General features: G+C 67.4%; 23 protein-coding genes. 15 read left to right on the top strand and 8 right to left on the bottom strand.

From position 1 onward, the window contains the following. Window positions 1-38: 38 nt before the first annotated feature. Entirely contained in the window at window positions 39-2,027 is a 1,989-nt protein-coding gene (locus ACZK08_RS05030; RefSeq protein WP_065182374.1) for an alpha/beta hydrolase family protein, read from the bottom strand. Between the two features lie 162 nt (window positions 2,028-2,189). Beyond that, entirely contained in the window at window positions 2,190-2,825 is a 636-nt protein-coding gene (locus ACZK08_RS05025) for a LysE/ArgO family amino acid transporter (protein WP_053516190.1), read from the bottom strand. Window positions 2,826-2,963: 138 nt separating this feature from the next. Between ACZK08_RS05025 and ACZK08_RS05020 the strand changes: the two genes are divergently transcribed. From ACZK08_RS05020 to ACZK08_RS05010, 3 genes are all read left to right on the top strand, one after another. Then, entirely contained in the window at window positions 2,964-3,869 is a 906-nt protein-coding gene (locus ACZK08_RS05020; RefSeq protein ID WP_053516191.1) for a LysR family transcriptional regulator ArgP, read from the top strand. A gap of 67 nt (window positions 3,870-3,936) precedes the next feature. Next, window positions 3,937-4,521 carry a hypothetical protein gene (locus ACZK08_RS05015; RefSeq protein ID WP_053516192.1) on the top strand — a complete coding sequence of 195 codons (585 nt, stop codon included), beginning with the start codon at window positions 3,937-3,939 and terminating at the stop codon, window positions 4,519-4,521. A 44-nt stretch (window positions 4,522-4,565) separates the two neighbouring features. Next, window positions 4,566-5,012, top strand: a complete 447-nt coding sequence (locus ACZK08_RS05010) for a GNAT family N-acetyltransferase (protein WP_065182375.1) — start codon at window positions 4,566-4,568, stop codon at window positions 5,010-5,012. 27 nt (window positions 5,013-5,039) lie between these two features. On the opposite strand, the gene ACZK08_RS05005 is transcribed toward ACZK08_RS05010, so the two are convergent. Both ACZK08_RS05005 and ACZK08_RS05000 read right to left on the bottom strand, forming a co-directional pair. Beyond that, entirely contained in the window at window positions 5,040-5,447 is a 408-nt protein-coding gene (locus ACZK08_RS05005) for a hypothetical protein (protein WP_065182376.1), read from the bottom strand. 65 nt (window positions 5,448-5,512) lie between these two features. Continuing rightward, window positions 5,513-6,628 carry a PAAR domain-containing protein gene (locus tag ACZK08_RS05000; RefSeq protein ID WP_081284418.1) on the bottom strand — a complete coding sequence of 372 codons (1,116 nt, stop codon included), beginning with the start codon at window positions 6,626-6,628 and terminating at the stop codon, window positions 5,513-5,515. Between the two features lie 214 nt (window positions 6,629-6,842). Between ACZK08_RS05000 and mqo the strand changes: the two genes are divergently transcribed. The 11 genes from mqo (at window position 6,843) to ACZK08_RS04945 (ending at window position 19,360) form a co-directional block, all read left to right on the top strand. Beyond that, on the top strand, window positions 6,843-8,540 hold the full coding sequence (gene mqo, locus ACZK08_RS04995) for a malate dehydrogenase (quinone) (RefSeq protein WP_065182378.1): 1,698 nt from the start codon (window positions 6,843-6,845) through the stop codon (window positions 8,538-8,540). 266 nt (window positions 8,541-8,806) lie between these two features. Further along, window positions 8,807-10,996, top strand: a complete 2,190-nt coding sequence (locus ACZK08_RS04990) for a TonB-dependent siderophore receptor (protein WP_065182481.1) — start codon at window positions 8,807-8,809, stop codon at window positions 10,994-10,996. Between the two features lie 131 nt (window positions 10,997-11,127). After that, a complete protein-coding gene (mdcA, locus tag ACZK08_RS04985) occupies window positions 11,128-12,771 on the top strand; it encodes a malonate decarboxylase subunit alpha (RefSeq protein WP_065174588.1) in 1,644 nt (547 codons plus the stop codon). A gap of 10 nt (window positions 12,772-12,781) precedes the next feature. Next, complete coding sequence (gene mdcC / locus ACZK08_RS04980; protein ID WP_053516201.1) at window positions 12,782-13,102, top strand: malonate decarboxylase acyl carrier protein; 321 nt, start codon at window positions 12,782-12,784, stop codon at window positions 13,100-13,102. Then, a complete protein-coding gene (locus tag ACZK08_RS04975) occupies window positions 13,099-14,007 on the top strand; it encodes a biotin-independent malonate decarboxylase subunit beta (protein WP_053516203.1) in 909 nt (302 codons plus the stop codon). Before mdcC ends, ACZK08_RS04975 begins: the two co-directional genes overlap by 4 nt. Next, window positions 14,004-14,714 (top strand): biotin-independent malonate decarboxylase subunit gamma, encoded by a 711-nt coding sequence (gene mdcE, locus ACZK08_RS04970; protein ID WP_053516205.1) that lies wholly within the window; start codon window positions 14,004-14,006, stop codon window positions 14,712-14,714. Before ACZK08_RS04975 ends, mdcE begins: the two co-directional genes overlap by 4 nt. Beyond that, entirely contained in the window at window positions 14,707-15,348 is a 642-nt protein-coding gene (gene mdcG / locus ACZK08_RS04965; RefSeq protein ID WP_065182380.1) for a malonate decarboxylase holo-[acyl-carrier-protein] synthase, read from the top strand. Before mdcE ends, mdcG begins: the two co-directional genes overlap by 8 nt. Then, a complete protein-coding gene (gene mdcB / locus ACZK08_RS04960) occupies window positions 15,345-16,202 on the top strand; it encodes a triphosphoribosyl-dephospho-CoA synthase MdcB (RefSeq protein ID WP_065182381.1) in 858 nt (285 codons plus the stop codon). The genes mdcG and mdcB overlap by 4 nt, the downstream gene beginning before the upstream one ends. Further along, window positions 16,199-17,119 carry a malonate decarboxylase subunit epsilon gene (gene mdcH, locus ACZK08_RS04955; RefSeq protein WP_065182382.1) on the top strand — a complete coding sequence of 307 codons (921 nt, stop codon included), beginning with the start codon at window positions 16,199-16,201 and terminating at the stop codon, window positions 17,117-17,119. The genes mdcB and mdcH overlap by 4 nt, the downstream gene beginning before the upstream one ends. A gap of 106 nt (window positions 17,120-17,225) precedes the next feature. Further along, window positions 17,226-18,581 carry an SLC13 family permease gene (locus ACZK08_RS04950; RefSeq protein WP_053516216.1) on the top strand — a complete coding sequence of 452 codons (1,356 nt, stop codon included), beginning with the start codon at window positions 17,226-17,228 and terminating at the stop codon, window positions 18,579-18,581. Window positions 18,582-18,640: 59 nt separating this feature from the next. Continuing rightward, on the top strand, window positions 18,641-19,360 hold the full coding sequence (locus ACZK08_RS04945; RefSeq protein ID WP_065174583.1) for a GntR family transcriptional regulator: 720 nt from the start codon (window positions 18,641-18,643) through the stop codon (window positions 19,358-19,360). 65 nt (window positions 19,361-19,425) lie between these two features. Here ACZK08_RS04945 and ACZK08_RS04940 read toward each other — a convergent pair whose 3' ends face one another. Next, window positions 19,426-19,713 carry a hypothetical protein gene (locus tag ACZK08_RS04940; protein ID WP_309250432.1) on the bottom strand — a complete coding sequence of 96 codons (288 nt, stop codon included), beginning with the start codon at window positions 19,711-19,713 and terminating at the stop codon, window positions 19,426-19,428. A gap of 162 nt (window positions 19,714-19,875) precedes the next feature. Here ACZK08_RS04940 and ACZK08_RS04935 point away from each other — a divergent pair, with 162 nt between their 5' ends. Further along, entirely contained in the window at window positions 19,876-20,823 is a 948-nt protein-coding gene (locus ACZK08_RS04935; RefSeq protein WP_053516220.1) for a nucleoside hydrolase, read from the top strand. 4 nt (window positions 20,824-20,827) lie between these two features. Here the strand turns inward: ACZK08_RS04935 and ACZK08_RS04930 are convergent, their stop codons facing one another. The 3 genes from ACZK08_RS04930 to ACZK08_RS04920 form a co-directional block, all read right to left on the bottom strand. Next, complete coding sequence (locus ACZK08_RS04930; protein ID WP_065182383.1) at window positions 20,828-22,108, bottom strand: MFS transporter; 1,281 nt, start codon at window positions 22,106-22,108, stop codon at window positions 20,828-20,830. Between the two features lie 115 nt (window positions 22,109-22,223). Further along, a complete protein-coding gene (locus tag ACZK08_RS04925; protein ID WP_478452525.1) occupies window positions 22,224-23,351 on the bottom strand; it encodes a metallophosphoesterase in 1,128 nt (375 codons plus the stop codon). 111 nt (window positions 23,352-23,462) lie between these two features. Next, window positions 23,463-25,001: a TerC family protein gene (locus tag ACZK08_RS04920; RefSeq protein ID WP_065174578.1), complete on the bottom strand. Its 1,539-nt coding sequence runs from the start codon at window positions 24,999-25,001 to the stop codon at window positions 23,463-23,465. Between the last annotated feature and the right edge of the window lie 15 nt (window positions 25,002-25,016).

Here is a 25,016-nt window from a genome sequence, read left to right as displayed (position 1 = left end):
GCGCGGCGGCGGATCGTGGATCCGCCGCCGCTCTGCGTTTACGGCGCCTTGCCCTTCCCTGCCGGCGCCGATGCCTGGGCGGTCTTGCCTCCCAGGCTGCGCGACAGGAATGCGAGCAGCTTGTCGTAGTACTCGGTGCGATGGGCCAGGGTGTAGAAGCCGTGCCCCTCGGTCTTGTAGTACAGGCTTTCCACCGGCGTCCCGGCACGCTTCAGTGCCGCTTCCATGCGCTCGGTGTGCTGGATCGGCGCACGCTTGTCTTCGCCACCGGCCGCGAGGAACACCGGCACCTTGATCTGCGTGGCCAGGTTCACCGGCGAAACCGCGCCCAGCTTGGCCGGATCACCCAGCCATTCGCGCAGGAAGGTCACGCCCGAGTCACGCTCCTGCACATCGCCGCGGGCGAACATCAGCGGCAGGTCGTACACGCCGACATAGCCGGCCGCGCACTGGTACAGCCCCTGCTCGCGGGCAGCGCCCATCATCGCGGCGTAGGCCCCGTAACTGGCACCGTAGATGCAGATGCGTCTGGCATCGGCGATCCCCTGCGCGATCGCCCAGCGGGTGGCGTCGGTGACGTCATCCTGCATCGCGGCGCCCCATTGCTGGGCGCCGGCCTGGGCATGCGCACGGCCATAGTTCCCCGAGCCACGGAAGTTGACCTGCAGCACGGCGTAGCCGGCAGCGGCCAATATCTGCGTCTCGCGGTCGTACTGGCCATTGTCGAACACGTGGAACGGCCCACCGTGCGGCATCACCACCATCGGCAGGTTGCGTCCGTCGCTGCCGGAGGGCACGGTGAGGAAGCCGTGCAGCGGCAATCCGTCGCGCGCCTTGAGTGCCACCGGACGCACCGTTGCACTGCGATCGATGTCGATCCAGTCGCTGCGGCTGATCAGGTGATCAGCCTTGCGGGCCTCCGTGTCGTACACATAGAAGTCGCCGGGATTGGTGCCTGACCAGGTCTCCACCAGCACCACGCGGCCATCCCGGGTACTGGAGGTGATGTAGACCGGCCCCCCGAAGGCCGCCTCCAGGCTGCGGTACAGGCGCGCCTCCGGCGACTTCTCGTCGAAGAACCGGGTCCGTGGTGTGTCGCCCATAAACAGGGCGCCCACCGGCACATGGGTGCCGGGCCGGCGGATGATGCGGTACGGATCGACCACCTCGTCGCGCAGCACGACAGCGCGCTCGCCGGTCTGCGGATTCCAGCTGACGATGGCATCCGGCCCCTGCGCCTGCTCGGCCTGCAGGTACGCCAGGCTGCCATCGGCGGAGAAGCCGATCGCGGTCTCGATGCGCGTGCTCACCGCCTCATCGTTGATCATCTTCCAGCTGTCGCCCGATCGCTCGCGGTAGTACAGCTTGTTGACATTGTCGCTGCCGGACCCGTGGACGAAACGGACTTCGCCCTGGCCATCGGTGGTGAACTCACCGCGCCGCACCGGCGAGGAGGCCATGCGCACACGCCTGCCGCTGGCCACGTCCATGCGTTCGACGCGGGTGAACGGATCCTCCGCGAACGGCCATACCGTCACCAGCACGTTGCGTTCGTCGCCGGGCAGATCATCGGCCAGGAACGCCGCGACCGCCTCGACTTTCTTCGGCTGGATGCGGGTACCCGGGCCCTTGCTTTCGACGCGGTAACCGACCAGCAGCTCGCCGCGATTGCCGTTGGCATCGATGGCGTAGAGCTCGCCGGTGGGATTGGGCTTATCCAGCGCGCCCCACTTCTCGGCCAGGCCGATCAACAGCCGTTCGTTGCTGACCCAGTCGAATTCGTAGGCGTGATTCTTCTGCGGCGGGCGGAAGCTGCCCACGAGCTGCTTGTCGGCCAGCCGCATCACCGCGATCGCGGTGCTGTCCTCCATCGGCACGGTGGCAGCGACATACTCGCCCCCCGGCGATATCTTGATGTCGGTGAAGGTCTCCTGGCGCAGGAACTGCGTCAGATCCACCGCCCATGCGCTGCCCGCGGCAACGCTACCCACGACGACCAGTGCGGCCGTCAACATCGTCCTGCGCATCCTTCCCCCTGCTCCGATGGACACCTTGTCCTGTACACGGATTCTAGGCAGGCGCCGTCTGTCCCGCCAGAGCCGGAAAAGACGACGGCACCGTTGCCGGTGCCGTCGTTGCCACTGCCTTGGAGAGAGAGTCAGGACGTGGGTTCGGGGGCGTGCGCCGGGTCAGTGGACCCCGCGCACCGCCAGGGTGAGGGCCAGGATGCTGAGGATCACCGCGATGGTGCCGTCAAGCACACGCCAGGTGCTGGGCTTGGTGAACAGCGGCGCCAGCAGGCGTGCACCGAGGCCCTGCGCGGTCAGCCACAGGCAGCTCGCGGTGACCACGCCGGCCGCGAAGGCCATGCGTGCGTGGCCGAAGTTCTCGGCAATGGAGCCGATGACCATCATGTCCAGCCAGAAGTGCGGGTTGATCAGCGAAAAGCCGACCGCCGCCATCAGCACCGCGCGGCGGCTGCCGTCGTCGCTGTCGGCTTCACCCATGCCACCGCCACCGGCAATGGCGCGGCGCGCCGACTTCATCGCGTACCAGGCCAGGAAAGCCACGCCGGTCCACAGCACGGCCGAGGTCAGCCACGGCAGCGCCGAGGTCAACGTGCGCAGGCCGGCCACGCTGGCGAAGATGAAGAACGCATCGATGGCCGCGCAGGTGGCGACCACCGGCACGATGTGCTTGCGCAGGATGCCCTGGCGCAGGATGAAGGCGCTCTGGGCACCGACCACGGCGAACAGGCCGATGCCGGTGGCTGCACCAGAGAACCAGGCACCGAGGCCGGTGCCGGCGGAGATGACCGAAAACATGGGATTCACTGCCTTGTCTTGCTGGGGGGACGGTGCCTCGCGAAGGCGGACAGCACCGGGTACGGGCGCCATTGTCGCGCCGCAACATAGAAAAGACGAGCTAAACTTCCTAAACCAACATTAGCGGAACTTAATACCATGCGCATCGACCATGCCCAGCTGCGCGCGCTCGCCGCCGTGATCCGCGAAGGCAGCTTTGATCGCGCGGCGCAGTCGCTGAATGTCACCCCCTCGGCCATCTCGCAGCGGGTCAAGGCGCTGGAGGATCGTGTCGGACGCCTTCTGGTGAAGCGTGGCGCCCCCGCCACTGCCACCGCCGAAGGCCAGGTGCTGGTGCAGCTGGCCGAGCAGACGGCCCTGCTCGAGCATGACGCCCTGCACCGGATGGGCCTGGCCGATGAGGATCTGCCCCAGGCCAGCATTCCGGTGGCGGTGAACCACGACAGCCTGGAAACCTGGTTTCCGCAGGCGGCGCAGCAGTTCGCACTGGGTACCGGCACCACGCTCGACCTGCGCGTGGAAGACCAGGACCATACCGTGGAGCTGCTGCGGCAAGGCACGGTGCTCGGCGCGGTGACCACCCTGGACGAGCCGGTGCAGGGCTGCCAGATCCATGCACTCGGCAGCATCCGTTACGCGGCCACCTGCACGCCGGAGTTCCGCGAACGGCACTTCGCCAAGGGCGTGACCGCGCAGGCGCTGGCACAGGCACCGGTACTGGTGTTCAACCGCAAGGACGAAATGCAGTCGCGCTTTGCCCGGCGCATGGCCGGCGACGACCTGCCCAGCACCGCGCCGACCTGGTGGATTCCCTCCACCCGTGCCTTCGTGCAGGCCAACCTGGGCGGCATGGGCTGGACCATGAACCCCCTGCCGCTGGTCAAGCGGCACCTGGATGCCGGCCGCCTGGTCTACGTGCGACAGCGCGCGTGGGAGGACGTGCCGCTGTACTGGCAGCACTGGAAGGGCGATGTACAGACCATGGCCCTGCTGACCCGCGCGGTGCTGGAGGCATCCTCGACGCTGGTGCGGCGCAGGCGCTGACACCGTATGCATCCCCTCCACAGCGGGCATGCCTCTACTGTGCGGAATCCGATGACAGGACGGGCCGATGCAGACCGATCCGCTGTTCCTGCATATCCGCGTGGTGATGGGCATCATCCTGGGCCTGTCGATCACGACCCTGCTGAAAGGGATTGCGCAGATCATCGAGCATCCGCAGCGACGCGGCTGCTCGGCACTCCATCTGTGCTGGGTGGCATGGACGCTGGTGTCGCTGGTCACCTTCTGGTGGTGGGAGTTCCGCCTGATCGAAGTCCACCGGTGGACGTTCGAGACCTATCTGTTCGTGATCTGCTACTGCGCGACCTGGTTCCTGCTCTGCGCCCTGTTGTTCCCGGATGACCTGCGCGACTACGGCAGCTACGGCAATTACCTGATGCAGCGCAGACGCTGGATATTCGGCGTGATCGGCGCGCTGACGCTGCTGGATCTGGTGGACACCGCGATCAAGGGCACAAGCCGGTGGCATCTGCTGGGCGCGGCGTATCCGGTCCACACTCTGCTGATGCTGCTGGTGGTCCTGCTGGGCTGGAAACTGCACTCCAGCCGGGCACAGCTGCGACTGGCTGCTGCCACCCTGCTCTACCAGATCGGCTATTTCACCGCCGAATACTTCACAATCGGCAACGATTGAACGAGACGGGCAGTTCCTTCAGCGCCCGGTCACAAGGAGGTGCCATGACCATCCGTTACCGCGATGCCCACCCCGACGATGCCGCCGCCTGCATCGACCTGCGCGGGCGTACCCGCGAGAATGCCTTCAGTGCAGCGCAGCTGGCCGAGCTGGGCATCACGACGCAGAGCTGGGCCGAAGGCATCTGCAACGGAGATTTCATCGGACGCATCGCCTGCGACGGCGAGCGCATGGCCGGCTACGGGTTTGCCGACCGCGAAAGCGGCGAGGTGCTGGTTCTGGCCCTGCTGCCGGAGTACGAGAATCTGGGCATCGGCCGACGTCTGCTGCAGGATGTGGTCAGCCTGGCCCGGGATGCCGGTCACCACCGGCTGTTCCTTGCGTGCTCGGCCGACCCGCGCTCGCGCTCGCATGGCTTCTACCGCCATCTCGGCTGGTGCCCGACGGGCGAGATCGACGAAACCGGCGACGAGATTCTCGAACTGCGTTGACCCCAAGCGGAGTGCTGGCCGCTGCGGTCAGTCGACGTCGACCACGTGCAGCTGCGCCTGGACCACCTGCGCCTCGGCGCCGGTGGAACCTGGCGTCAGATTGATCGAGAACTGCAGGGTCACATCCATCGGGCGCAGGGCGAAGCGTGTCAGCTCCTGCGGCTTGATCGGGAAACCGATGCGCAGGGACTGGCCCGCGCGCAGCTCCTGCATCTGCTGCCGCAGCGCGGCCGCGGCCATGCCGCTGCGCAACGCCGTGGTCTTCTCGGAGTGGTTGTCCTTCACCCTGACCGACGGGCCACGGCTGCGGATGTACTCCAGCGGCAGCGACACAGGCTCGCTGCCGCTGTTGCGCAGTTCCAGTTCGACGTTGAGGGTGTCGCCGCGGAAACGGCACTGGGCATCGTCCACGCAGCGCGCATGAAGTTCGATCATGGGAGGAAGCTCCTTGCTGTGGGCCGGCAGCGCTGCGGCAGCGGCAAAAGTGGCAATCAACGAAATCACTTGACGGTGCATGTTATCTCCCGGCCGATTTCCCGGCTCAGCAGTTCACGTACTTCCCGCGCGATGTTCCAGGCATGACGCGGCCGGGTCACCGCGCAGTCCACGGAATTCATGATGGTCGCCGCCGGATCGGTCAGCTCACGGGAATCCGGAACGGCAACCAGCACCTCCGGATCCAGAGTGCCATCGGGCTGGACGTAACGCACGGTCTCTTCGTCCGGGTCGTTATACGAATACTCGTCCGGCACGCCCAGGGTGTGGGCGAACTCGTGGGCGAAGGTCCAGGCCGTGGTCGACACGGAGACATCGATATCCGGGAATTCCACCTGCTCCCGGTCATAGGTGCGATGAACGATCAGCCTGTAGTCGCTGCCGCCCTGCACCCACCGCACCTCGTAGCGGATCGGGAAGCTGCGGGTGCCGCACGCGGGATCATGGACGTCCAGCGTGAACCGGCCGTTCCAGAACTGATCGATGCCGCGCTCCATGCGCGCCTTGACCGCCGCCACCTCGGCAGCGGTGACGCCGGGCTTGGGCACCACCTGCACCTTGATCGACACCACCACCTCGCCCTGGGCCTGCAGCGGAACATCGATGCGGTAGCTGACCTGGAAAGGATAGTCATGCTTGTCGCCATTGACGTCATAGGCTTCGTAGTAGCGCCCGTCCACGTCACGGTCGATCTGCGCATCATGGTCCGCCACCCAGCACTGCGGCGCGTCCTCGTCGCGCACGGCGGTGCCGGGCGCTGCGAAGGGGGGTGTCTGCAGGGTCGGCTTCAACAACGGCGCGACGATCGCTGCGATCGCCGCCACTCCGGCGCCTGCACCTGCGCGCCCTCCACCGCCGGCCACCACGTGGGCGCGCTGCTGCTTGCCCGATACCAGTGCGCAACCGCAGCTGGCCCTGTCGCCATCGCGGGCGACCGGCTGGCCATCGATGACCAGGGTGGCATCGCCGGAAACGATCGAACCCGGACCATGGCGTGCACAGATGACACGGTCGCCGACACGCGCCACGGCGCGCCCTTCGATATCGGTATGCGGGGAACCTGTAAGGACCGAACCGCCCGTCTGCAGGGCGTCACCCACCACGATCAGCATCCGTGACATCGTTGCGCGGCCCCTCCGTGGCCGGTGGTCGTTCTGGAATCAGCCGATAAGTCTACCCCGGAGCGACCGCCGGCAGGATGATGCATTGCACAAAAACCGGACCCGTTCCGGGTAGAATCCTCTGCAAGGATGCTGCAAGGCGTTGTTTCTTCACGCCCTTCCCCTGCCCAGCGCGCATCCTGATCTCCTCCCCTCCGCCAACGATCCCGCCCCCATGAAGAAATTTGGCAAGGCCCTGCTCGCCCTGCTCGTGCTGTTCCTGCTGGCTGCCGCCGTGTTCCTGTACTGGCCGCTGACCCAGCGCTCCGTACCCGCCGCCAGCAACGACAAGCCTGTCGACGTTGTGCTGGTCGGCGCCGGCATCATGAGCATCACCCTGGCCACCTACCTGCAGGAACTGCAGCCGGACTGGAACATCCAGGTCTATGAACGCCTCGACGGCGTCGCCGGTGAAAGCTCCGACGGCTGGAACAACGCCGGCACCGGCCACTCGGCATTCGCCGAGCTGAACTACACCCCGGAACTGCCCGACGGCAGCATCGAGACCAAGCGTGCGGTCGGCATCGCCGAATCGTTCGAGGTCTCGCGCCAGTTCTGGTCGCACCAGGTGAAGGAAGGCCGGCTCAGCGAGCCCAGCGACTTCATCAACCCCACGCCGCACATGAGCTTCGTCTGGGGCGATGACAACATCGCCTACCTGCATAAGCGCCAGCAGGCGCTGGTGAAGAACCCGCTGTTCTACGGCATGCAGTACTCGGAAGACCCGGCACAGATCCGGCAGTGGGCTCCGCTGATGATGGAAGGCCGCGATCCGAAGCAGAAGGTCGCTGCGACCTGGATGCCACTGGGTACCGACGTCAACTTCGGCGTGATCACCCGCCAGTTGACCGCCGGCCTGCAGCGCAGTCCGAACTTCAGCCTGCACCTGAACCACGAAGTCTCGGCACTGCGGCAGAACGCGGACAAGAGCTGGAACGTCACGGTGAAGGACCTCAAGGCCGGCACCGAGAGCACCACCCACGCCCGCTTCGTGTTCATCGGTGCCGGCGGCGCCGCGCTGAAGCTGCTGCAGATGTCAGGCATTCCCGAGTCAAAGGACTACGCCGGCTTCCCGGTGGGCGGCCAGTTCCTCGCCTTCCAGGGCCAGGACGTGACCTCGCGCCATGGCGTCAAGGCCTATGGCATGGCCGAGACCGGTTCGCCGCCGATGTCGGTGCCGCACCTGGATGCGCGCAAGCTGGACGGCAAGCCGGTGGTCCTGTTCGGACCGTTCGCGCTGTACAGCACCAAGTTCCTCAAGCACGGCTCGTGGTGGGACCTGTACTCGTCGGTGACCCACAACAACGTTGCGCCGATGCTGGAAGTGGGCAAGGACAACCTGGACCTGGTGCAGTACCTGATGAGCCAGGCGCGGCTGAATGATGCCGACCGCCAGGCCGAACTGGTCAAGTACTTCCCCAATGCCAAGCCGGGCGACTGGAAGCTGGTCACCGCAGGCCAGCGCGTGCAGATCATCAAGCGCGACCCGTTGAAGGGTGCGGTGCTGCAGTTCGGTACCGAGATCGTGACCGACAAGGACCACACCATCGCTGCGCTGCTGGGCGCTTCGCCCGGTGCCTCGACGTCGCCGCCGATCATGCTGGATCTGATGGCCAAGGCCTTCCCCGAGCAGATGAAGGCCGGCTGGGAAGCCCGCCTGCGTGAGATCGTGCCCTCCTACGGGCGCAAGCTCAACGACAGTGCGGCACTGGTCAACGAGATCCGTTCGATGACCAGCCAGACCCTGAAGCTGCCCTACCTGGAAGTGCCGGCCGATGCCACGGCTGCACCGGCCACACCGCCGACGCCGACGCCGACGCCGACGCCGGGCAAGGAAAAGCGCAACGCCAACGAGGAACTGCAGGCGCTCTGAGCCCGGGTCTTCGATGACACCTACGGACGGCCACCTTCGGGTGGCCGTTCGCATTCAGGGAGCTCGGCTCTGCCGGGGCTCGCGGTGCGTGTCCCAGGCATCGACCAGCCCGGGCGAATTGTAATGTTGTTAAGAACGATTTACATTTGCGCCTCGCGCGGACCGCCCGCGCTCACCAGACGGACCTGACCCAGCCCGAAGCCGCCGCCCCGGGTACCGCCCGGCTGTTGCCGCCCTTCCGACTCTCCCGCATCGAGCCCACCAAGATGTCCCTGCACTCCCCTACCCGCCCGCTCCGTCGCGCGCTGCTGCCGGCCGCGCTGCTCGCATCCCTGGCCCTGTCGACCCCGTCAGCGTTCGCCGCCGGCGATGCCGCAGCCGATGCCAAGACCCTGGACCGCGTCAGCGTGCGCGCCGACCAGGCTGCGCCGCCCTCAAGCAGCACCCGCCTGCCGATCACCCTGCAGGAAACGCCGCAGTCGGCCACGGCCATCAGCCTGCAGCGCCTGCAGGACGAATCGCTGTTCAGCATCAACGACGTGCTGCGCAACGTCACCGGCGTCAGCGTGTCCTTCTATGACACCCAGCGCCCGCTGTACTACGCCCGCGGCTTTGCCATCACGGACTTCCAGATCGATGGCATTCCGACCTACAGCGGCTCCACCAACCAGGAATACGACACCGCCTTCTATGACCGCATCGAAGTGATCCGCGGTGCCAACGGCCTGCTCAGCGGCGCGGGGGTGCCTTCGGCCACGGTCAACCTGCTGCGCAAGCGCCCCGGCAAGGACTTCGACGCCTCGTTCTCGGTGAGCGCCGGCAGCTGGGACTACCGGCGCATGGAGGCCGACGTCACCGCGCCGCTGACCGCAGATGGCCGGTTCCGCAGCCGCGTGGTCGCCGCCTATACCGATCGTGATTTCTATTACGACCGCTACAAGGAGAACAAGATGGCCGGCATGGCGGTGCTGGAGGGCGACCTGACCGACAGCACCACGGTCACCCTCGGCTACCAGACCCAGGACAACAACCCGGTCGGTTCGACCTGGGGTACCGTGCCGTTCTTCGACAGCCGCGGCGACTTCGCGCACCTGCCGCGCTCGACCAACCTGGCACCGAAATGGAGCTACTGGCAGCGCGAGACCAGCACGGTGTTCGCCAACCTGGAGCAGCGCTTCGGCGAGGACTGGCTGCTGAAGATCAACACCGCCCACACCCGTGGCAATGTGCAGAACATGCGCCTGTACGGCACCGGCAATCCCGATCCGGCCACCGGTGCGGGCATCTACCTGCGCACTGCCGCTGGCGACTCCGAGGACACCCGCCGCAACATCGATGCCTACCTGACAGGCACGTTCCCGCTGTTCGGCCGCGAGCATGACGTCACCCTGGGTGCCCAGTGGTCCGACCTGGAAGGCACCACCCACACTGTTGCCCTGAACTACCCGCGCGACTGGGCCACCTGCGGCCGCGAACGCTGCTACTACATCCCCAACGTGTACGACTGGAACGGCGACATCTCCGAGGTGACCTACACCCGTACCGGCGCGCGCCGCGTGCAGAAGACCACGCAGAGCGGCGTCTACCTGGCCGCGCGCCTGCGCCTGGCCGATCCGCTGTCGTTGATCGCGGGTGCGCGCCTGAGCCGCTGGGAAACCCTCAGCCGCTCCTACAGCGTGGCCGGTGCGTATACCGGGACCAGCGGGGCCTACAAGGTCAGTGATGAAGTGACCCCGTACGTGGGACTGGTCTACGACGTCACGCCGCAGTTCTCGGTCTATGCCAGCTACACCGAGATCTTCAACCCGCAGAACTTCAAGGACCGCAACGAGAACCTGCTGGCGCCGGTGCAGGGCTCGAATCTGGAAGCGGGCATCAAGACGCAGTGGTTCGATGGGCGACTGACCGCCAACGCCGCTGTGTTCGAGGCCAAGCAGGACAACTATGCCGTGCGCGACATGGGAGTGCCGGAAGGCTCGCTCAGCGATGGCACCTCGGCCTACATCGGCGTCAACGGCACCAAGTCGCGTGGCTGGGAAATGGACGTCAACGGCGAGATCCTGCCGGGCTGGACGGTCAACGCCGGCTTCACCCATGTCAAAGTGACCCGCGCCGCCACCGACCTGCTGTACGCCAACCCGCCCGAAGACCTGCTGCAGCTCAACACGCAGGTGCGCCTGCGCGGTGCGCTGGAACGCCTGAGCCTGGGCGCCGGCGTGCAATGGCAGAGCAAGGTGCAGGGCTACAACATCCCCTACCCGCTGGGCGGCACGGTAACCGTGAACCAGCCGGCCTACACGCTCGTGCAGTTCAACGCCAACTACCGCATCAGCGACAACTGGACGGCAACGCTGAGCGTGCGCAACGCGCTGGACAAGACCTACTGGGCGAACCTGGACTACAACAACTACGGCGAACCGCGATTCGTCGCCGCCAGCCTGCGCTGGAAGTTCTGAGAACGACCGGCTGAAAGCCTGCAACCTGAATGGGCCCGCCATTGGCGGGCCCTTCTTTTTGCTGCGCTGCAGGTTGCGTCGCCTTCCGTAATTATGGCGTAATTATCTCAACGCCAATCGGAAGCCGGTCGATGAACCCGAGCTGGGACACGCTGGAACGCAGCCGCCAGGCACGTCTGCAGCGGGCTGCGCCCTGGAGCAGAGGCCGTGCAGTGGCCGCCGACGATGTGGGCGAGCTGCTGCACGCCCTGCTTGAACCCGGCGACAAGGTCTGCCTCGAGGGCAACAACCAGAAGCAGGCCGACTTCCTGGCCGAATGCCTTGCCGGGCTGGACCCCGCCCGCGTGCATGATCTGCACATGGTGCAGTCGGTGCTGTCGCTGCCCTCGCATCTGGACGTGTTCGAGCGGGGCATTGCCTCGAAGCTGGACTTTTCCTTCTCAGGCCCGCAATCGGTGCGACTGGCCAACCTGGTGGCCGAAGGGCGGATCCAGATCGGGGCCATCCACACCTACCTGGAACTGTTCGGCCGCTACTTCATCGACCTCACGCCGCGCGTGGCCCTGGTCGCAGCGCAGGCCGCCGACCGCGACGGCAACCTCTACACCGGGCCGAACACCGAAGACACGCCGGTGATCGTCGAGGCGACCGCCTTCCGTGGGGGCATCGTCATCGCCCAGGTCAACGAGATCGTCGACACCCTCCCCCGCGTCGATATCCCCGCCGACTGGGTCAACTTCGTTGTGCAGGCACCGCGCCCGAACCACATCGAACCCCTGTTCACCCGCGACCCGGCACAGATCTCCGAGATCCAGGTGCTGATGGCGATGATGGCGATCAAGGGCATCTACGCCGAATACGGTGTGAACCGGCTCAATCACGGCATCGGCTTCGACACGGCCGCGATCGAACTGCTGCTGCCGACCTATGCCGAATCGCTGGGCCTGAAGGGCAAGATCTGCCAGCACTGGGCGCTCAATCCGCATCCGGCGCTGATTCCCGCGATCGAGTCGGGTTTCGTGAAGTCCGTGCACTCGTTCGGTTCGGAACTGGGCATGGAGAAGTACATCGCCGCGCGCGGTGATGTGTTCTTCACCGGCGCCGATGGCTCGATGCGCTCCAACCGCGCGTTCTCGCAGACCGCCGGCCTGTATGCGTGCGACATGTTCATCGGCTCGACGCTGCAGGTCGACCTGCAGGGCAACAGCTCCACCGCCACCCGCGACCGCATCGCCGGCTTCGGTGGCGCGCCGAACATGGGCTCGGATGCGCGCGGCCGCCGTCATGCCAGCGACGCCTGGATCAAGGCCGGCCAGCAGGCCGCACGCCCGGGTGAGATGCCACGCGGGCGCAAGCTGGTGGTACAGATGGTGGAGACCTTCCGCGAACACATGGCACCCGCGTTCGTTGACCGCCTCGATGCGTGGGCGCTGGCCGAACGCGCTGGCATGCCACTGCCACCGGTGATGATCTACGGCGATGACGTGAGCCATGTGCTGACCGAGGAAGGCATCGCCAACCTGCTGCTGTGCCGCACCGCGGAGGAGCGCGAACAGGCGATCCGCGGCGTGGCCGGTTACACCACGGTCGGCCTGGGCCGCGATCGCGCGATGGTGGAGAACCTGCGCGACCGGGGCGTGATCCGGCGACCGGAAGATCTCGGCATTTCGGTGCGCGACGCCAGTCGTGACCTGCTGGCCGCGCGCTCGGTGAAAGACCTGGTGCGCTGGTCCGGCGGTCTCTACGACCCGCCCAAGCGCTTCCGCAACTGGTAAGGGGCACGCGATGGAAACCCTCGACTATCGATTCGACGGAAGAACCCCGGTGCGGTTCCCGCACGACGCAGTGCTGGTGGGCGTGCTGGCGTCCGGCAATCTGGAAGTCCTGCTGGAACCTGCCGCGCAGGACGGCGCAATGACCGTACATGTCGTCACCGCCGCGCAGGGCTTCGGCACGATCTGGCAGGCGGTCATCGGTGATTTCGCCCGGCGGCATCCGCTGCGCGACGTGCGCGTATCGATCAACGATGCCGGTGCCACCCCGGCGGTGGTCAGCCTGCGCCTGGACCAGGCGGTGGAGACACTGCTCGCCGGAGAACCGCGATGAATCCGATGCCACGACGCAGCTACCACGAGGCCGATGCCCGTGCCCGTATCGCCGGGCTGGTCGATGCCGGATCGTTCACCGAGTATCTCGGGCCGGCCCGGCGCGCCATGAGCCCGCACTTGGCACAGCTGGACCAACCCGCCGCGTTCGACGATGGCATCGTGGTCGGTGCGGCCTCGCTGCGTGGCAGGCGTGTGCTGATTGCTGCACAGCAGGGCGAATTCATGGGGGGCGGTGTCGGCGAAGTGCATGGCGCCAAGCTGACCGGCCTGCTGCGCCGGGCCGCGCAACACAGGCCCGACGGTGTGCTGCTGCTGCTCGACACCGGCGGCGTGCGCCTGCATGAAGCCAATGCGGGCCTGATCGCCATCTCCGAGATCATGCGCGCGACCCTGGACGCGCGCGCCACCGGCGTGCCGGTGGTGGCCCTCATCGGCAGCGGCAACGGCGCCTTCGGCGGCATGGGCATCGTCGCCCGCTGCTGCACCACGGTGATCATGTCCGAGGAAGGGCGACTGTCGCTGTCCGGGCCGGAAGTGATCGAGACCGTGCGCGGCGTAGAGGAGTTCGACTCGCGTGACCGTGCCCTCGTATGGCGGGTGACAGGCGGCAAGCACCGCTACCTCATCGACCAGGCGCAGGTTCTGGTTCCCGATGCCATCGACGCATTCGCCCAGGCCGCATTCGAGGCGCTGCAGCCAGACGCCGCCAGCGCAGACGCCGATGCCGCGCTGGCCGCGCTGCAGCAGCGACATGCCGCCCTGCAGGCCCGGGCAGAGGCCTGGGGGGACTGCCGCGATGGTCTGGAGATCTGGGCACGCCAGGGAATCGATGATCCCGAGCGCCTGCCGCTGCTGGACACCGACGCGTTCCTCGCCGCCACCGCCCACAGGAAACTGCCATGACCGCGCCGCTGCAGCCCCTGCTTGACGCGCTGTTCCCGCGCGGCCACGACGTAACCGTGCACGATTCCGTGCTGACGGGAAGCGCCAGTACCGAAGATGGCGAGGTCACGGTCATCGGCACCACTGACAAGCTGGAAGTCGGTGTCGATCATGCGCTGGCACTGGCGGCAACAGTACTCGCCAGCACCGCCGCACATCCGCAGCGACCGATCGTGATGCTGGTGGATACCGCAGGCCAACGCCTTTCGCGCCGCGACGAACTGCTCGGCATCAACGGTTACTTCGCCCACCTCGCGCAATGCCTGGACGTCGCGCGGCGACGCGGCGCACGGCTGGTGACCCTGGTCCATGGCGAGTCGGTCAGCGGTGGCTTCCTCTCGTTCGGCCTGATGGCGGACACCATTCATGCGCTGCCGGATGCCCAGGTTCGGGTGATGGACCTGCGGGCGATGGCTCGCGTGACCAAGCAACCGCTGGAAAAGCTGCAGGCGCTGAGCCTGACTTCGCCGGTGTTCGCACCCGGGGTGGAAAACTACGTGGCCATGGGTGCGGTACGGTCGCTGTGGTCGGGCGAGCTGGCGCAGGCCTTGCTGGATGCCCTGCGCGCGCCGGCCGACGGCGACCACCGTGCCGCACTGGGTGCCGAACGGGGGGGCCGCCTGCAGGCGGCTGCCGTCGCGGGCGCGGTGGCCAACGGCGATGCCTGAGCGTCTGGCCCGCCACACGCTGGTCTGGTTGTCGGCCCACGCCGACTGGCGGGCCGATGTGGCTGCGCAGGAACCGCGGCTCGCCGCATGGTTCGCGCAGGGATTGCCCGCAATGGTCGCGCGACGCGCGGCAGACGACCCCGATTCCCGCCTGCGGCTGGGTGTGCCGTTGCCACCGGGCGAAGGCAAACAGCGGCTTGCACTGCGGGTGCCGCTGCAGGATGTACAGCGTCGGCAGGCGCCGCCGGCACTGAGCGACATCCTCGCGGCAGGCGTATGCCCCGCCTGGCAGGCACCGTTGCACGCTCTCACCACGCTCGCGCCGGCCCGTGTGTTCGGCGCATTCGCCTGGCAGCACGTTACTGGCCTGCCCTATGTGCATGACCGTTCCGATATCGACCTGCTCTGGGAGGTCCCGGATGCGGCACGGGCCGATGCGCTGGTGACTCGGCTGCGGGCGTGGGAAGCGCAGCATCCGCAGCGGGTCGACGGCGAGCTGTGCCTGGCCCGTGGCGCTGCGGTGAACTGGCGCGAGTACGCCGGCAGCAGCCGTCAACTGCTGGTCAAACGCCTTGACGGCGCAGCCCTGGAAGCACGCCACCGTCTATTCGAGGGCAGCGGGGTGGCCGCATGAACGCCGTCGCGCCGCGCCTTGCCGGCCGCAGCACCGCGCCCGACAGTGCACGCCTAGGCCGCATGGCGATCGCCGCGCTGCAGGCCGAGCTGGCCTGTGCGCCCAAGCCCGGCTTGGTCACGCCGTTCGACAGCGGCAGCCATGACGACATGGATGCCGGTACGTTCCTGCGCAGCCTGTTTGCCCTGCGCCACTATTTCACTGCGGTTGCCCGCGATGGCGCCGCGGAAGCGCCGTTCCATCGGCTGCGCGACCACGGCCTGGCCGCCGAAGCGGCGATGCTGCGCGCCACCGGCGGCGTCAACACCCACCGCGGAGCGATCTTCAGCCTGGGCTTGCTGGTGGCAGCGTCAGCCTCGTGCCGCACGCGTCTGGGCCGAGCCGTGACAGGTGAACAGGTATGCCAGGCGGTCTGCCAATGGGCGGACGCCTTCGCCACCTCGCCCCTGGATGTGAACAGTCCGGGGCAGCGCGCGCGCGCCCGTCACGGCGTGCCCGGCGTACGCGAGCAGGCGGCCGCTGGATATCCGCTGCTGCGTGGGCTGGCCCTGCCGGCACTGCGCCATGCGCTGGGCGCAGGGCTGCCACGCGAAGCTGCACTGGCCCATACCCTGATGCATCTGGTCGCAGAGGTCGAGGATCTGAACCTGCTGCATCGGGGCGGTGTTGCCGGACTGCGCTGGGCCCAGCAGCAGGCACGCGGATTCCTCGACGCCGGCGGTGCCTTTGCCGCCGGCTGGCAACCCCGCCTGCAGGACATCGGCGATGCCTTCGTCGCACGCCGGCTCAGCCCGGGTGGCAGCGCCGATCTGCTGGCCTGCAGCGTCTTCCTGCTGTTGCAGGAGCAGGCGTGATGCTGGCCCTGCTCTGTCCGGGACAAGGTGCCCAGCATGCTGCGATGTTCGATCACGTGCGCGGCAACAACGCCGCGCATGGCGTGCTGCTCGCCGCCAGCGAGGTGCTGCAGCGCGACGTGTTCACCGCTGCTGCGGCCGAGGACCGGTTCGACAATGCGCAGGCACAACCGCTGCTGTGCGCGGCCAGTCTGGCGCAGTGGCACGCCCTGCGCGATGCATTGCCGGTGCCGACCGTGGTGGCCGGCTACAGCATCGGCGAACTGGCGGCGCATGCCATTGCCGGCACCTTCGACGCTGGCAGCTGCCTGGCCCTGTCGGCACAGCGCGCGCATCTGATGGACGGTGCCAGCGCGGCAGGCGCCGGCATGCTGGCGGTGCTGGGCCTGGATCGTACGACGTTGCAAGCGCTGTGCGATGCGCAGGGTACCCACATCGCCATCGTCAACGGCGAGGATCACTTCATTGTGGGAGGCATCCGGCACACCCTGCAGCCGCTGGCCGATGCGGCGCACGCGCTCGGTGCGCAGGTGCGTCCGTTGCCGGTCCACGTCGCTGCCCACACGCCCCTGCTGGCGGCTGCGGTGGCGCCCTTCGCCGCCGCGCTGGAGCGCTCGGGCATGCGGGCACCCCGCCTGCCGCTGCTGGCGGGCGTCGATGCACGGCCCGTGCGCGATGCCGCAACGGCGGTGCACAGCCTGTCGGCACAGCTGGCACAGACCATCGAGTGGGCACAGGTGATGCGGCAGGCCTTCGAGCGCGGCGCGCGGGTGTTCCTGCAGCTGGGCCCGGGCAATGCGCTCGCACGCATGGTCGCGCCGTCCTATCCCTGCTGCGAGTTCCGCGCGGTGGAAGAGTTCCAGAGCCTGCATGGCGCTGCGGCATGGGTCCGCAGTGCGCTGCAGCGCCTGCAGTAACGGGTTCGAGCAGTACGTATCACGCAACACTGCAGTACGTCGCCTTACCCCGGGGATGGCGGGTCTCCATCCGCGCTGTACGTGAGCCACGTGTCTGGGAGGGCGCATGAGTCCACAAATCGCAACGATCATCGGTCTGGTGATCATGTTCATCGTCGCCACCGCACTGCCGATCAACATGGGCGCAGTGGCCTTCGCACTGGCCTTCATCATCGGTGGTGTCTGGGTCGGCATGGGTGGCAAGGAAGTCCTCGCCGGCTTTCCCGGCGATCTGTTCCTGACCCTGGTCGGCATCACCTACCTGTTCGCCATCGCGCAGAAGAACGGCACCATCGACCTGCTGGTTCACTGGGCGGTACGCGCGGTGCGCGGCCACATCGTGGCCATTCCGTGGGTGATGTTCGTGGTCACTGCGGTGCTGACCGCCTTCGGCGCCCTCGGCCCGGCAGCGGTGGCGATCATCGGTCCGGTCGCGCTGCGCTTCGCCAAGCAGTACAACATCAACCCGTTGATGATGGGCCTGCTGGTCATCCACGGTGCGCAGGCCGGCGGCTTCTCGCCGATCAGCGTGTACGGCAGCATCACCAATGGCGTGGTGCAGAAGGCCGGGCTGGAGGTCACCGAGATGGCAGTGTTCCTGACCAGCCTCGGCTTCAACTTCATGATGGCGATCATCTGCTTCCTCGCCTTCGGCGGCATCGCGCTGATGCGACGTGGCTCGATTACCGCGGGCGGTGCGGAACTGGCAATGGCCGGTGGTCCGCAGGCGTCGTCGCGGCAGTTCGCCATCGAAGGCCATGGCGCGCTGGTGGCGGCCGGCGGCGGCACCCTGAGCAACGATCCGGCGGCGCTGGATGCAGTGGGTCTGACCCGGGAGCGGTTGTTCACCCTGGTCGGCCTGCTCGGCCTGGGCGTGGCGGCACTGATCTACAACCTCAACGTCGGCCTGGTGTCGATCACCGTCGCAGTGGCGCTGGCACTGCTCTCGCCGCAGAGCCAGAAGGGTGCGGTGGATGGCATCAGCTGGTCGACCGTTCTGTTGATCTGTGGCGTGGTGACCTATATCGGCGTGCTGGAGCATGCGGGCGCGGTCGACTTCATCGGCAACGGCGTCTCCAACATCGGCATTCCGCTGCTGGGCGCTCTGCTGGTGTGCTACGTCGGCGGTATCGTCTCCGCATTCGCATCATCCGCGGCGGTGCTCGGCGCAACGATTCCACTGGCGGTGCCGTTCCTGATGCAGGGGCACCTGGGTGCAGCCGGCGTGATCTGCGCACTGGCAGTGTCGTCCACCATCGTCGATGTCAGCCCCTTCTCCACCAACGGTGCACTGGTCGTGGCATCGGCGGCGAAGGAAGAACGCGAGACGCTGTTCCGCCGCTTCCTGGTCTACAGCGGCCTGGTGGTGGCATTGGGGCCGCTGCTGGCCTGGCTGGTGTTCGTGGTGCCGGGCTGGATGTAGGCGATGACCGGTCGTGCCGGCTGACGGCCGGCACTACCGCCAGCGGGTACACTCTGCCAATGGCCATCGCCCCTGCTCCACGGTCCCCGAAGAAGCGCGCCCCTCTGTACGAGGAGGTCGCCGAACATGTGCGTGAGCGCATCTATGACTATCGCCTGCCCCCCGGCGAATGGATCGACGAGCCTGCGCTGTGCAGTGAACTGGGCATCAGCCGCACCCCGCTGCGCGAGGCGTTGAAGCTGCTGGCAGCCGAAGGCCTGGTGCAGATCGACGCCGGGCGCGGCAGCCGGGTAACCCGGCTGACGCTGGAGGACCTCAACCAGCTGTTCCCGGTGATGGCCATGCTGGAGGGCCGCTGCGCGCATGAGGCGGTCAGGCATATCGATGATGCGGGCGTGGCCCAGCTGGAATCCCTGCATGCCGCGATGGAAGCGGCGGCGGCTGACGGCAACATCGCCGAGTATTACCGCAACAACTACCTCATCCACGAAACCGTGCAGCACTATGCCGGCAATCCGTGGCTGATCCGCATCACCCACGACCTGCACCGCATCCTGAAGATGCATCGCGGCCGGCAGCTGCTGACGCCCGGACGCACGGCACAGTCGCTGGCCGAGCACCGCGAGCTGATGGAGTGCTTCCGTCGCCGTGATGCCGACGCGGCAGAACGCACGATGGAACGGCACCTGCTCAGCCAGGGCCAGGCGCTGGCCGCCTACGTGGCGGCCGGGGGCCTGCTGAACGTACCGGCGCCGCTGCCGACCGAAGGCGGCGCCTGAGCGAGCTGTCGCCCCGCCGGGCGTGGCCCGCATTGCGGGCGGTGGCTGACCCTGTTCCTGTGGCGTCAATCGCCGCAGCTGCCGCCGTCGCTGCCACAGTCCGCAGAGGGGGCATTGCCCTCGTGGGCGCCATCGCTGGCCCAGATCGCGCCGTCCTGGCTGCGTGCCTGCAGTCCGAGCGGGCCCTCGGCGGCTGCCACCAGCAGGCAGACGACCGCGCCGATCAGCGGCAGCAGCCAGATCACCAGCACCTGCGCGGCCCGGTTGCCCGACGACAATTCCTGCCGACGCAGAATGACCCAGCTCGCCAGCAGATTCAGGCCCAGCACCAGCAGGACCAGCAGAAGGGTCACGATCAGCACCAGGCGTCTCCCGGCATGGATATCGACGCCATTATGGCCCGCCGCCCCGCCAATGGCCCTGCCTGTCATGAAGATGGGACAATGTAGCGCGCGCCGGCCTGCCTCCTGGCCGCCGGGGCCCCCCGCACCACACGGAAGAAGAAGAACAACAACATGCTGAAAGTCATTTTCGATACCGACCCGGGCGTCGACGACGCCCTGGCCCTGCTGTACCTGCACAAGCATCCGCAGATCGACCTGATCGGCGTTACCACCACCTTCGGCAACGCCTCGGTGGAGTCCACCACCCACAACGCGCTGTACCTGAAGCAGGCCTGGGCGCTGACTGCGCCGGTCGCGCGTGGCGCCGCGGGTCCCCTGCAGCCCGATGCCACGCCGGAAGCCTGGCCGGTGCACATCCACGGCCACAATGGCCTGGGCAATCACCCGGTGCCTGCACAGCTGGACGTGACCGCCGACGCCCGTCCTGCGCACCAGCTGATCATCGATCTGGTGCGGGCCCATCCAGGCGAGGTCACGCTGGTCGCGGTCGGCCGCATGACCAACCTGGCCCTGGCCCTGCAGCAGGCGCCGGACATCGCCGGCCTGGTGCGTGGCGTGGTCATCATGGGGGGCGCCTTCCACGTCAACGGCAACATCACCCCGGCCGCCGAGGCCAATATCTGGGGCGATGCGGAAGCCGCCGACGTGGTGTTCACCGCACAGTGGCCGGTCACCGCGATCGGCCTGGACGTGACCACCCGCGTCGAGATGGACCGTGACGGCCTGGACAAACTGGCTGCGGTCGGGGGTGCCGATGCTGAACTGGTGCGTGCGCTGTCGCAGGATTACGTGGACTTCTACCTGCAGGCCGGCCACAAGGGCATGGTCGTGCACGATTGCTGCGCCTGCATCGCGCTCACCCGCCCGGAGCTGTTCCGCTTCGAGCGCGCAAGCGTGCGCGTGGCCACCGACGGCGTCGCCCGTGGCATGACCATTCCCAAGCCTGAAGGCCTGGCATTCGGCCCCAGCGTATGGGACGGCCACGTGGTGCAGTCGATTGCCATTGGCGTGGATGCCGCCGCCGTGCTGGCCGACATCGAGCAGACGCTGAAGGTGTGACCGGCTAGGATCCGCCCTGCTTGCCAGGGCGGGTCTTCCGCGTCGATGCCGTTTCCGGCAGCGTCCACAGCACCGGCAACACCAGCAATGCGACCAGCGCGATCATCGCGCCCGGTGCCGCCGCCCAGCCGCTGCGCTCCACCCACCACTGCGCCAGCCACGGTGTCGCACCGCCGAAGACCGCCGTGGCCATGGTCACGCCCAGTGCCAGCCCGCTTACCCGGCCCTCGCCCGGAAACTGCTCGGCCGTGGCCGGTGCCGCGACCGCGCTCACGCCACCGGCCACGCAGGCCAGCAGCACCGCCGCCACGGCGATACCCAACGGCGTGGTATGCGCCATCCAGCCGAACAATGACAGCGGCAGCAACGCCGCCAGCACCGTCAGGCCCAACAGCAGCGGGCGCCGGCCGAAGCGATCGGACAACGCACCGCACAAGGGAGTGATGGCGATCACGGCCACCGCCGCGATCGTCGACAGCCACAGGGCATCGCCCTCGTCGTGCCCCTGTGCGTGCAGGAACGCGGGCACATAGGTGATGCCGACGTAGTAGGTGATCGAGCCCAGCGCGGAAATGGCGAAGGTGCGCGCTACCGCCTGCGGATGGTGGCGCAGCACGTGGCGCAGCGGCGTGGCAGGAATGCTGCCCTCGCGACGCTGCCGCTCGAACTCCGGCGATTCATGCATGCCCGAACGCGCGATCAGGATGACCAGCGCCAGTGCAGCACCGACGAAGAACGGAATGCGCCATCCCCAGCTGTCCAGTTGTACCTGCGGCAGCAGCGCGACCGTCAGTGCGGAGATCGCCACCGCCAGCAGCGCGCCCACTTCGCTGGCCGCCGAGGCCAACGAGGTCACCAGTCCACGCCGGCGTGCCGGAGCGCTTTCCAGCAGATAGGCGACTACGCCCGTGTATTCACCGCCCACCGAGAATGCCATCACGCACCGCAGCACCAGCAGCAGCACACCCGCCGTCGTGCCCGCCGTCGCGGCGGTAGGCAGCAGCGCGGTGGCCAGCATGGCTGCAGCCATCAGCGCCATCGAGGCCAGCAGCATCCAGCGCCGCCCCAAGCGGTCGCCGAGGTGACCGAAGCACAGCGCGCCGAGCGGGCGCATCAGGTAGGACACGGCAAATCCCGCAAGGGTGACCAGCATCGCCTGTTCGCCGCCGCCGAAAAACACCCGCGACAGCACCGTGGCGAAATAGAGGTACAGGGTAAAGTCGTACCACTCCACCACGGTGGACAGGCCGGCGACCCACATCGAGCGCTGCTGTGTCGCACTCATCGCCTGTTCGCCTTCGCCACCATCGTTTCCCTGTCTGCGGTCCGTGCGCAGGGTGCCACCACGCGGGTGACGGCACGGTGGACCCGCTGCACGACGGGCGCGGACCGCAGACGGCTCAGGGTGCGCGGCGCAGGGTGATCAGGGTGATCTCCGAGGGCACGCCGATGCGTGCCGGGAAGCCGGCCCACAGTCCCGCACCGTTGCTCACATACAGCGTCATGTCATCGACGCGGTACCGTCCGGAGACGAAACCGCCGTTGGCACGCTTCACCAGCTGGTCCATGCCGAGGATCTGGCCGCCATGGGTATGGCCGGACAGCTGCAGCTTGACCCCGCGTGCGGCCGCGTCCTTCGCATTGCGTGGGCGGTGGTCGAGCAGAATCACCGGGGCGGCCGGATCCGCACCCGCCAGCGCCGCCTCCAGATCGGGCAGCGGCAGGCCAAAGCGCGCGGCCACCGGATCGGTGACACCGGCGATCGTCATCGCCGCATCCCCACGCCGCACCTGCACGTGGCTGTTCTCCAGCACCTGCATGTGCAGCGCACGGAACGCCTGCATCCATTCGCTGTACTGGGCGTAGTACTCGTGATTGCCGGTGATGGCGATCACCCCGTCCGGCGCCCTCAGTTCACCCAGGGGCCGGAAGTCATTGCGCCGTGCCTGCACGGTGCCATCGATCAGGTCGCCGGTGATGACGACCAGGTCGGGCGCCAGGGCATTGCTTTCGGCCACGACCTGACGCACCCAGTCGCCGGTCAGCAGGCGGCTGGCGTGGATGTCGGTAAGCTGCAGTACGCGGTAACCCTCGAACGCGGCAGGCAGGCCGGCAATGGCCACCTCGATCTGTCGGGTCTTGGGCACCGCCATGCCCTGGCTCACGCCCCAGGCACTGACCAGCAGAGCCAGCAGGCCTGCGCCCGGGCGCAGCCACGGCGCGCGCAGCGCTGCGGTCACACGGGGCCTGCGCAGAACCCACGCGCCAAGCAGGCCCACGTCCATTACCAGCATCACCAGTGCCAGCAGCAGTACCGCAGTGGAGCCGGTGGCGAGCACGGCGATGGCCAGCTTGGGGATTTCCGGCGAGGCCATCGTGCCCCAGAACGTGGCCACGATCCGCAGCTGGACGGCGATGGCGACCAGCAGCAGGGACAGCAGTACCTTCAACCACACGGGCAGGCGCAGCGGCCAGAACAGGCGAAGGGCCACATACACGCCCATCAGCAAACCAATCGTACTCAGCACTGCGACGTTCCTGGACGAAGACAAGAGCCCGCCATGGTGACGGCTGCGGACAGCGTTGTGTAGAGCCGGGCCATGCCCGGCTGCTCAGTTCGCAGTCGAGCACGCTGGACGCTACGGAAGCCCGAGGCGCTCCACCCGCAGGCGGACAATGCGCCGCTTCTCCATGGCCAGTACGGTGATGCGGGCATCCGCTACTTCGACCGCATCGCCCACATCCGGCAGGCGGCCAAGCTGGTCCAGCACCAGGCCGGAGATGGTCATGTAGTCGGCACTGCGGGGCAGCGACACGCCGGCCAGCCGTTGCAGGTCATCCAGCGTCAACGCGCCGTCGGCCTCCCATTGGCCCTCGTCCAGCGCCACTACGCCGTAACGCTCGTCCTGGGTATCGACCAGATCGCCCGCGATCGCCGCCAGCAGGTCATTGGCGGTCACCAGGCCTTCCACACTGCCGTACTCGTCCACCGCTACCGCCAGCGGTACCGGGTGCAGGCGGATCAGTTCAAGCGCCTGCAACGCGCTGGCGCTGGACAGCACGTACTGCGGCTGGCGCAGGTTGGCTTCCAGCTGCAGCGGCCTGCCCTGCAGCAGGTCGGCCAGCAGGTCGCGGCTCTGCACCACACCACGCAGGCTGTCCAGATCACCCTCGCCCACGAGCAGGCGCGTGTGCGGCGACGCCACCAGGCGCGCCACCACGTCGTCCTGGCCGCGCGCCAGATCGATCCACTGCACGTCGGCGCGCACGGTCATCACACTGGACACAGGCCGGTCAGCCAGGCCCAGCACGCTGCGGATCATCTCGTGTTCGGCCGGCTGCAGGCGTTCCTCCGGATCACCGTGGTCTTCTTCGCTGGCATCGTCGTGGCCATTGGCCGGACGGGCGCCCAGCAGGCGCAGCACGGCATCGGCAGTGCGCTGACGGAACGGCTGGCGACGCTCGTTGCGCTCGCGGTTGAAGCGCACCCACTGGTTGAAGGCTTCCACCAGGATCGAGAACGCGATCGCCGCGTACAGGTAGCCCTTTGGAATCTTGTAACCCAGCCCCTCGGCGACCAGGCTGAAGCCGATCATCAACAGGAAGCCCAGGCACAGCACCACCACCGTGGGATGCTTGTTGACGAAGCGGGTCAGCGGCTTGCTGGCCACCAGCATCAGTGCCATCGCGATGGTCACCGCGGCATACATCACGCCCAGGTTGTCGACCATGCCCACGGCAGTGATCACCGAGTCCAGCGAGAACACGGCGTCCAGCACTACGATCTGTGCCACCACCATGGCAAAGCTGGCGTAGACCTTCTTGCCGTCTTCCTGGTGACTGCGGCCCTCCAGCCGCTCATGCAGCTCCATGGTGCCCTTGAACAGCAGGAACAGGCCACCGCCCAGCAGGATCAGGTCGCGTCCGGAGAAGCTGTGACCGAACAGCGTGACCAGCGGTTCGGTCAGCTTCATGATCCACGCCAGCGCGGCCAGCAGCACCAGCCGCATCAGCAGCGCCAGCGTCAGGCCGATCACCCGCGCACGGTCGCGCTGGTGCGGCGGCAGTTTGTCGGCCAGGATCGCGATGAACACCAGGTTGTCGATGCCGAGCACGATCTCGAGCACTACCAGGGTTGCAAGTCCCATCCATATCGAGGGGTCAGCCAACCATTCCATTTCGGGTCCGTTTCG

The sequence above is a fragment of the Stenotrophomonas sp. 112478_Sma genome, assembly GCF_056479905.1.
This window is presented reverse-complemented; position numbering and strand designations above follow the sequence as displayed.

Excerpts from the sequence above, each read along its gene's own strand:
- mqo (WP_065182378.1), top strand. The coding sequence starts at position 6,843 with ATGAAGAAATTTGGCAAGGCCCTGCTCGCCCTGCTCGTGCTGTTCCTG.
- mdcC (WP_053516201.1), top strand. The coding sequence starts at position 12,782 with ATGGAAACCCTCGACTATCGATTCGACGGAAGAACCCCGGTGCGGTTC.
- ACZK08_RS04990 (WP_065182481.1), top strand. The coding sequence starts at position 8,807 with ATGTCCCTGCACTCCCCTACCCGCCCGCTCCGTCGCGCGCTGCTGCCG.
- mdcE (WP_053516205.1), top strand. The coding sequence starts at position 14,004 with ATGACCGCGCCGCTGCAGCCCCTGCTTGACGCGCTGTTCCCGCGCGGC.
- ACZK08_RS05000 (WP_081284418.1), bottom strand. The coding sequence starts at position 6,628 with ATGTCACGGATGCTGATCGTGGTGGGTGACGCCCTGCAGACGGGCGGT.
- ACZK08_RS05005 (WP_065182376.1), bottom strand. The coding sequence starts at position 5,447 with ATGATCGAACTTCATGCGCGCTGCGTGGACGATGCCCAGTGCCGTTTC.
- mdcA (WP_065174588.1), top strand. The coding sequence starts at position 11,128 with ATGAACCCGAGCTGGGACACGCTGGAACGCAGCCGCCAGGCACGTCTG.
- ACZK08_RS04935 (WP_053516220.1), top strand. The coding sequence starts at position 19,876 with ATGCTGAAAGTCATTTTCGATACCGACCCGGGCGTCGACGACGCCCTG.
- ACZK08_RS05010 (WP_065182375.1), top strand. The coding sequence starts at position 4,566 with ATGACCATCCGTTACCGCGATGCCCACCCCGACGATGCCGCCGCCTGC.
- ACZK08_RS05020 (WP_053516191.1), top strand. The coding sequence starts at position 2,964 with ATGCGCATCGACCATGCCCAGCTGCGCGCGCTCGCCGCCGTGATCCGC.
- ACZK08_RS04945 (WP_065174583.1), top strand. The coding sequence starts at position 18,641 with ATGGCCATCGCCCCTGCTCCACGGTCCCCGAAGAAGCGCGCCCCTCTG.
- ACZK08_RS04920 (WP_065174578.1), bottom strand. The coding sequence starts at position 25,001 with ATGGAATGGTTGGCTGACCCCTCGATATGGATGGGACTTGCAACCCTG.
- ACZK08_RS05025 (WP_053516190.1), bottom strand. The coding sequence starts at position 2,825 with ATGTTTTCGGTCATCTCCGCCGGCACCGGCCTCGGTGCCTGGTTCTCT.
- ACZK08_RS05015 (WP_053516192.1), top strand. The coding sequence starts at position 3,937 with ATGCAGACCGATCCGCTGTTCCTGCATATCCGCGTGGTGATGGGCATC.
- ACZK08_RS05030 (WP_065182374.1), bottom strand. The coding sequence starts at position 2,027 with ATGCGCAGGACGATGTTGACGGCCGCACTGGTCGTCGTGGGTAGCGTT.
- ACZK08_RS04930 (WP_065182383.1), bottom strand. The coding sequence starts at position 22,108 with ATGAGTGCGACACAGCAGCGCTCGATGTGGGTCGCCGGCCTGTCCACC.
- mdcG (WP_065182380.1), top strand. The coding sequence starts at position 14,707 with ATGCCTGAGCGTCTGGCCCGCCACACGCTGGTCTGGTTGTCGGCCCAC.
- ACZK08_RS04975 (WP_053516203.1), top strand. The coding sequence starts at position 13,099 with ATGAATCCGATGCCACGACGCAGCTACCACGAGGCCGATGCCCGTGCC.
- ACZK08_RS04950 (WP_053516216.1), top strand. The coding sequence starts at position 17,226 with ATGAGTCCACAAATCGCAACGATCATCGGTCTGGTGATCATGTTCATC.
- mdcB (WP_065182381.1), top strand. The coding sequence starts at position 15,345 with ATGAACGCCGTCGCGCCGCGCCTTGCCGGCCGCAGCACCGCGCCCGAC.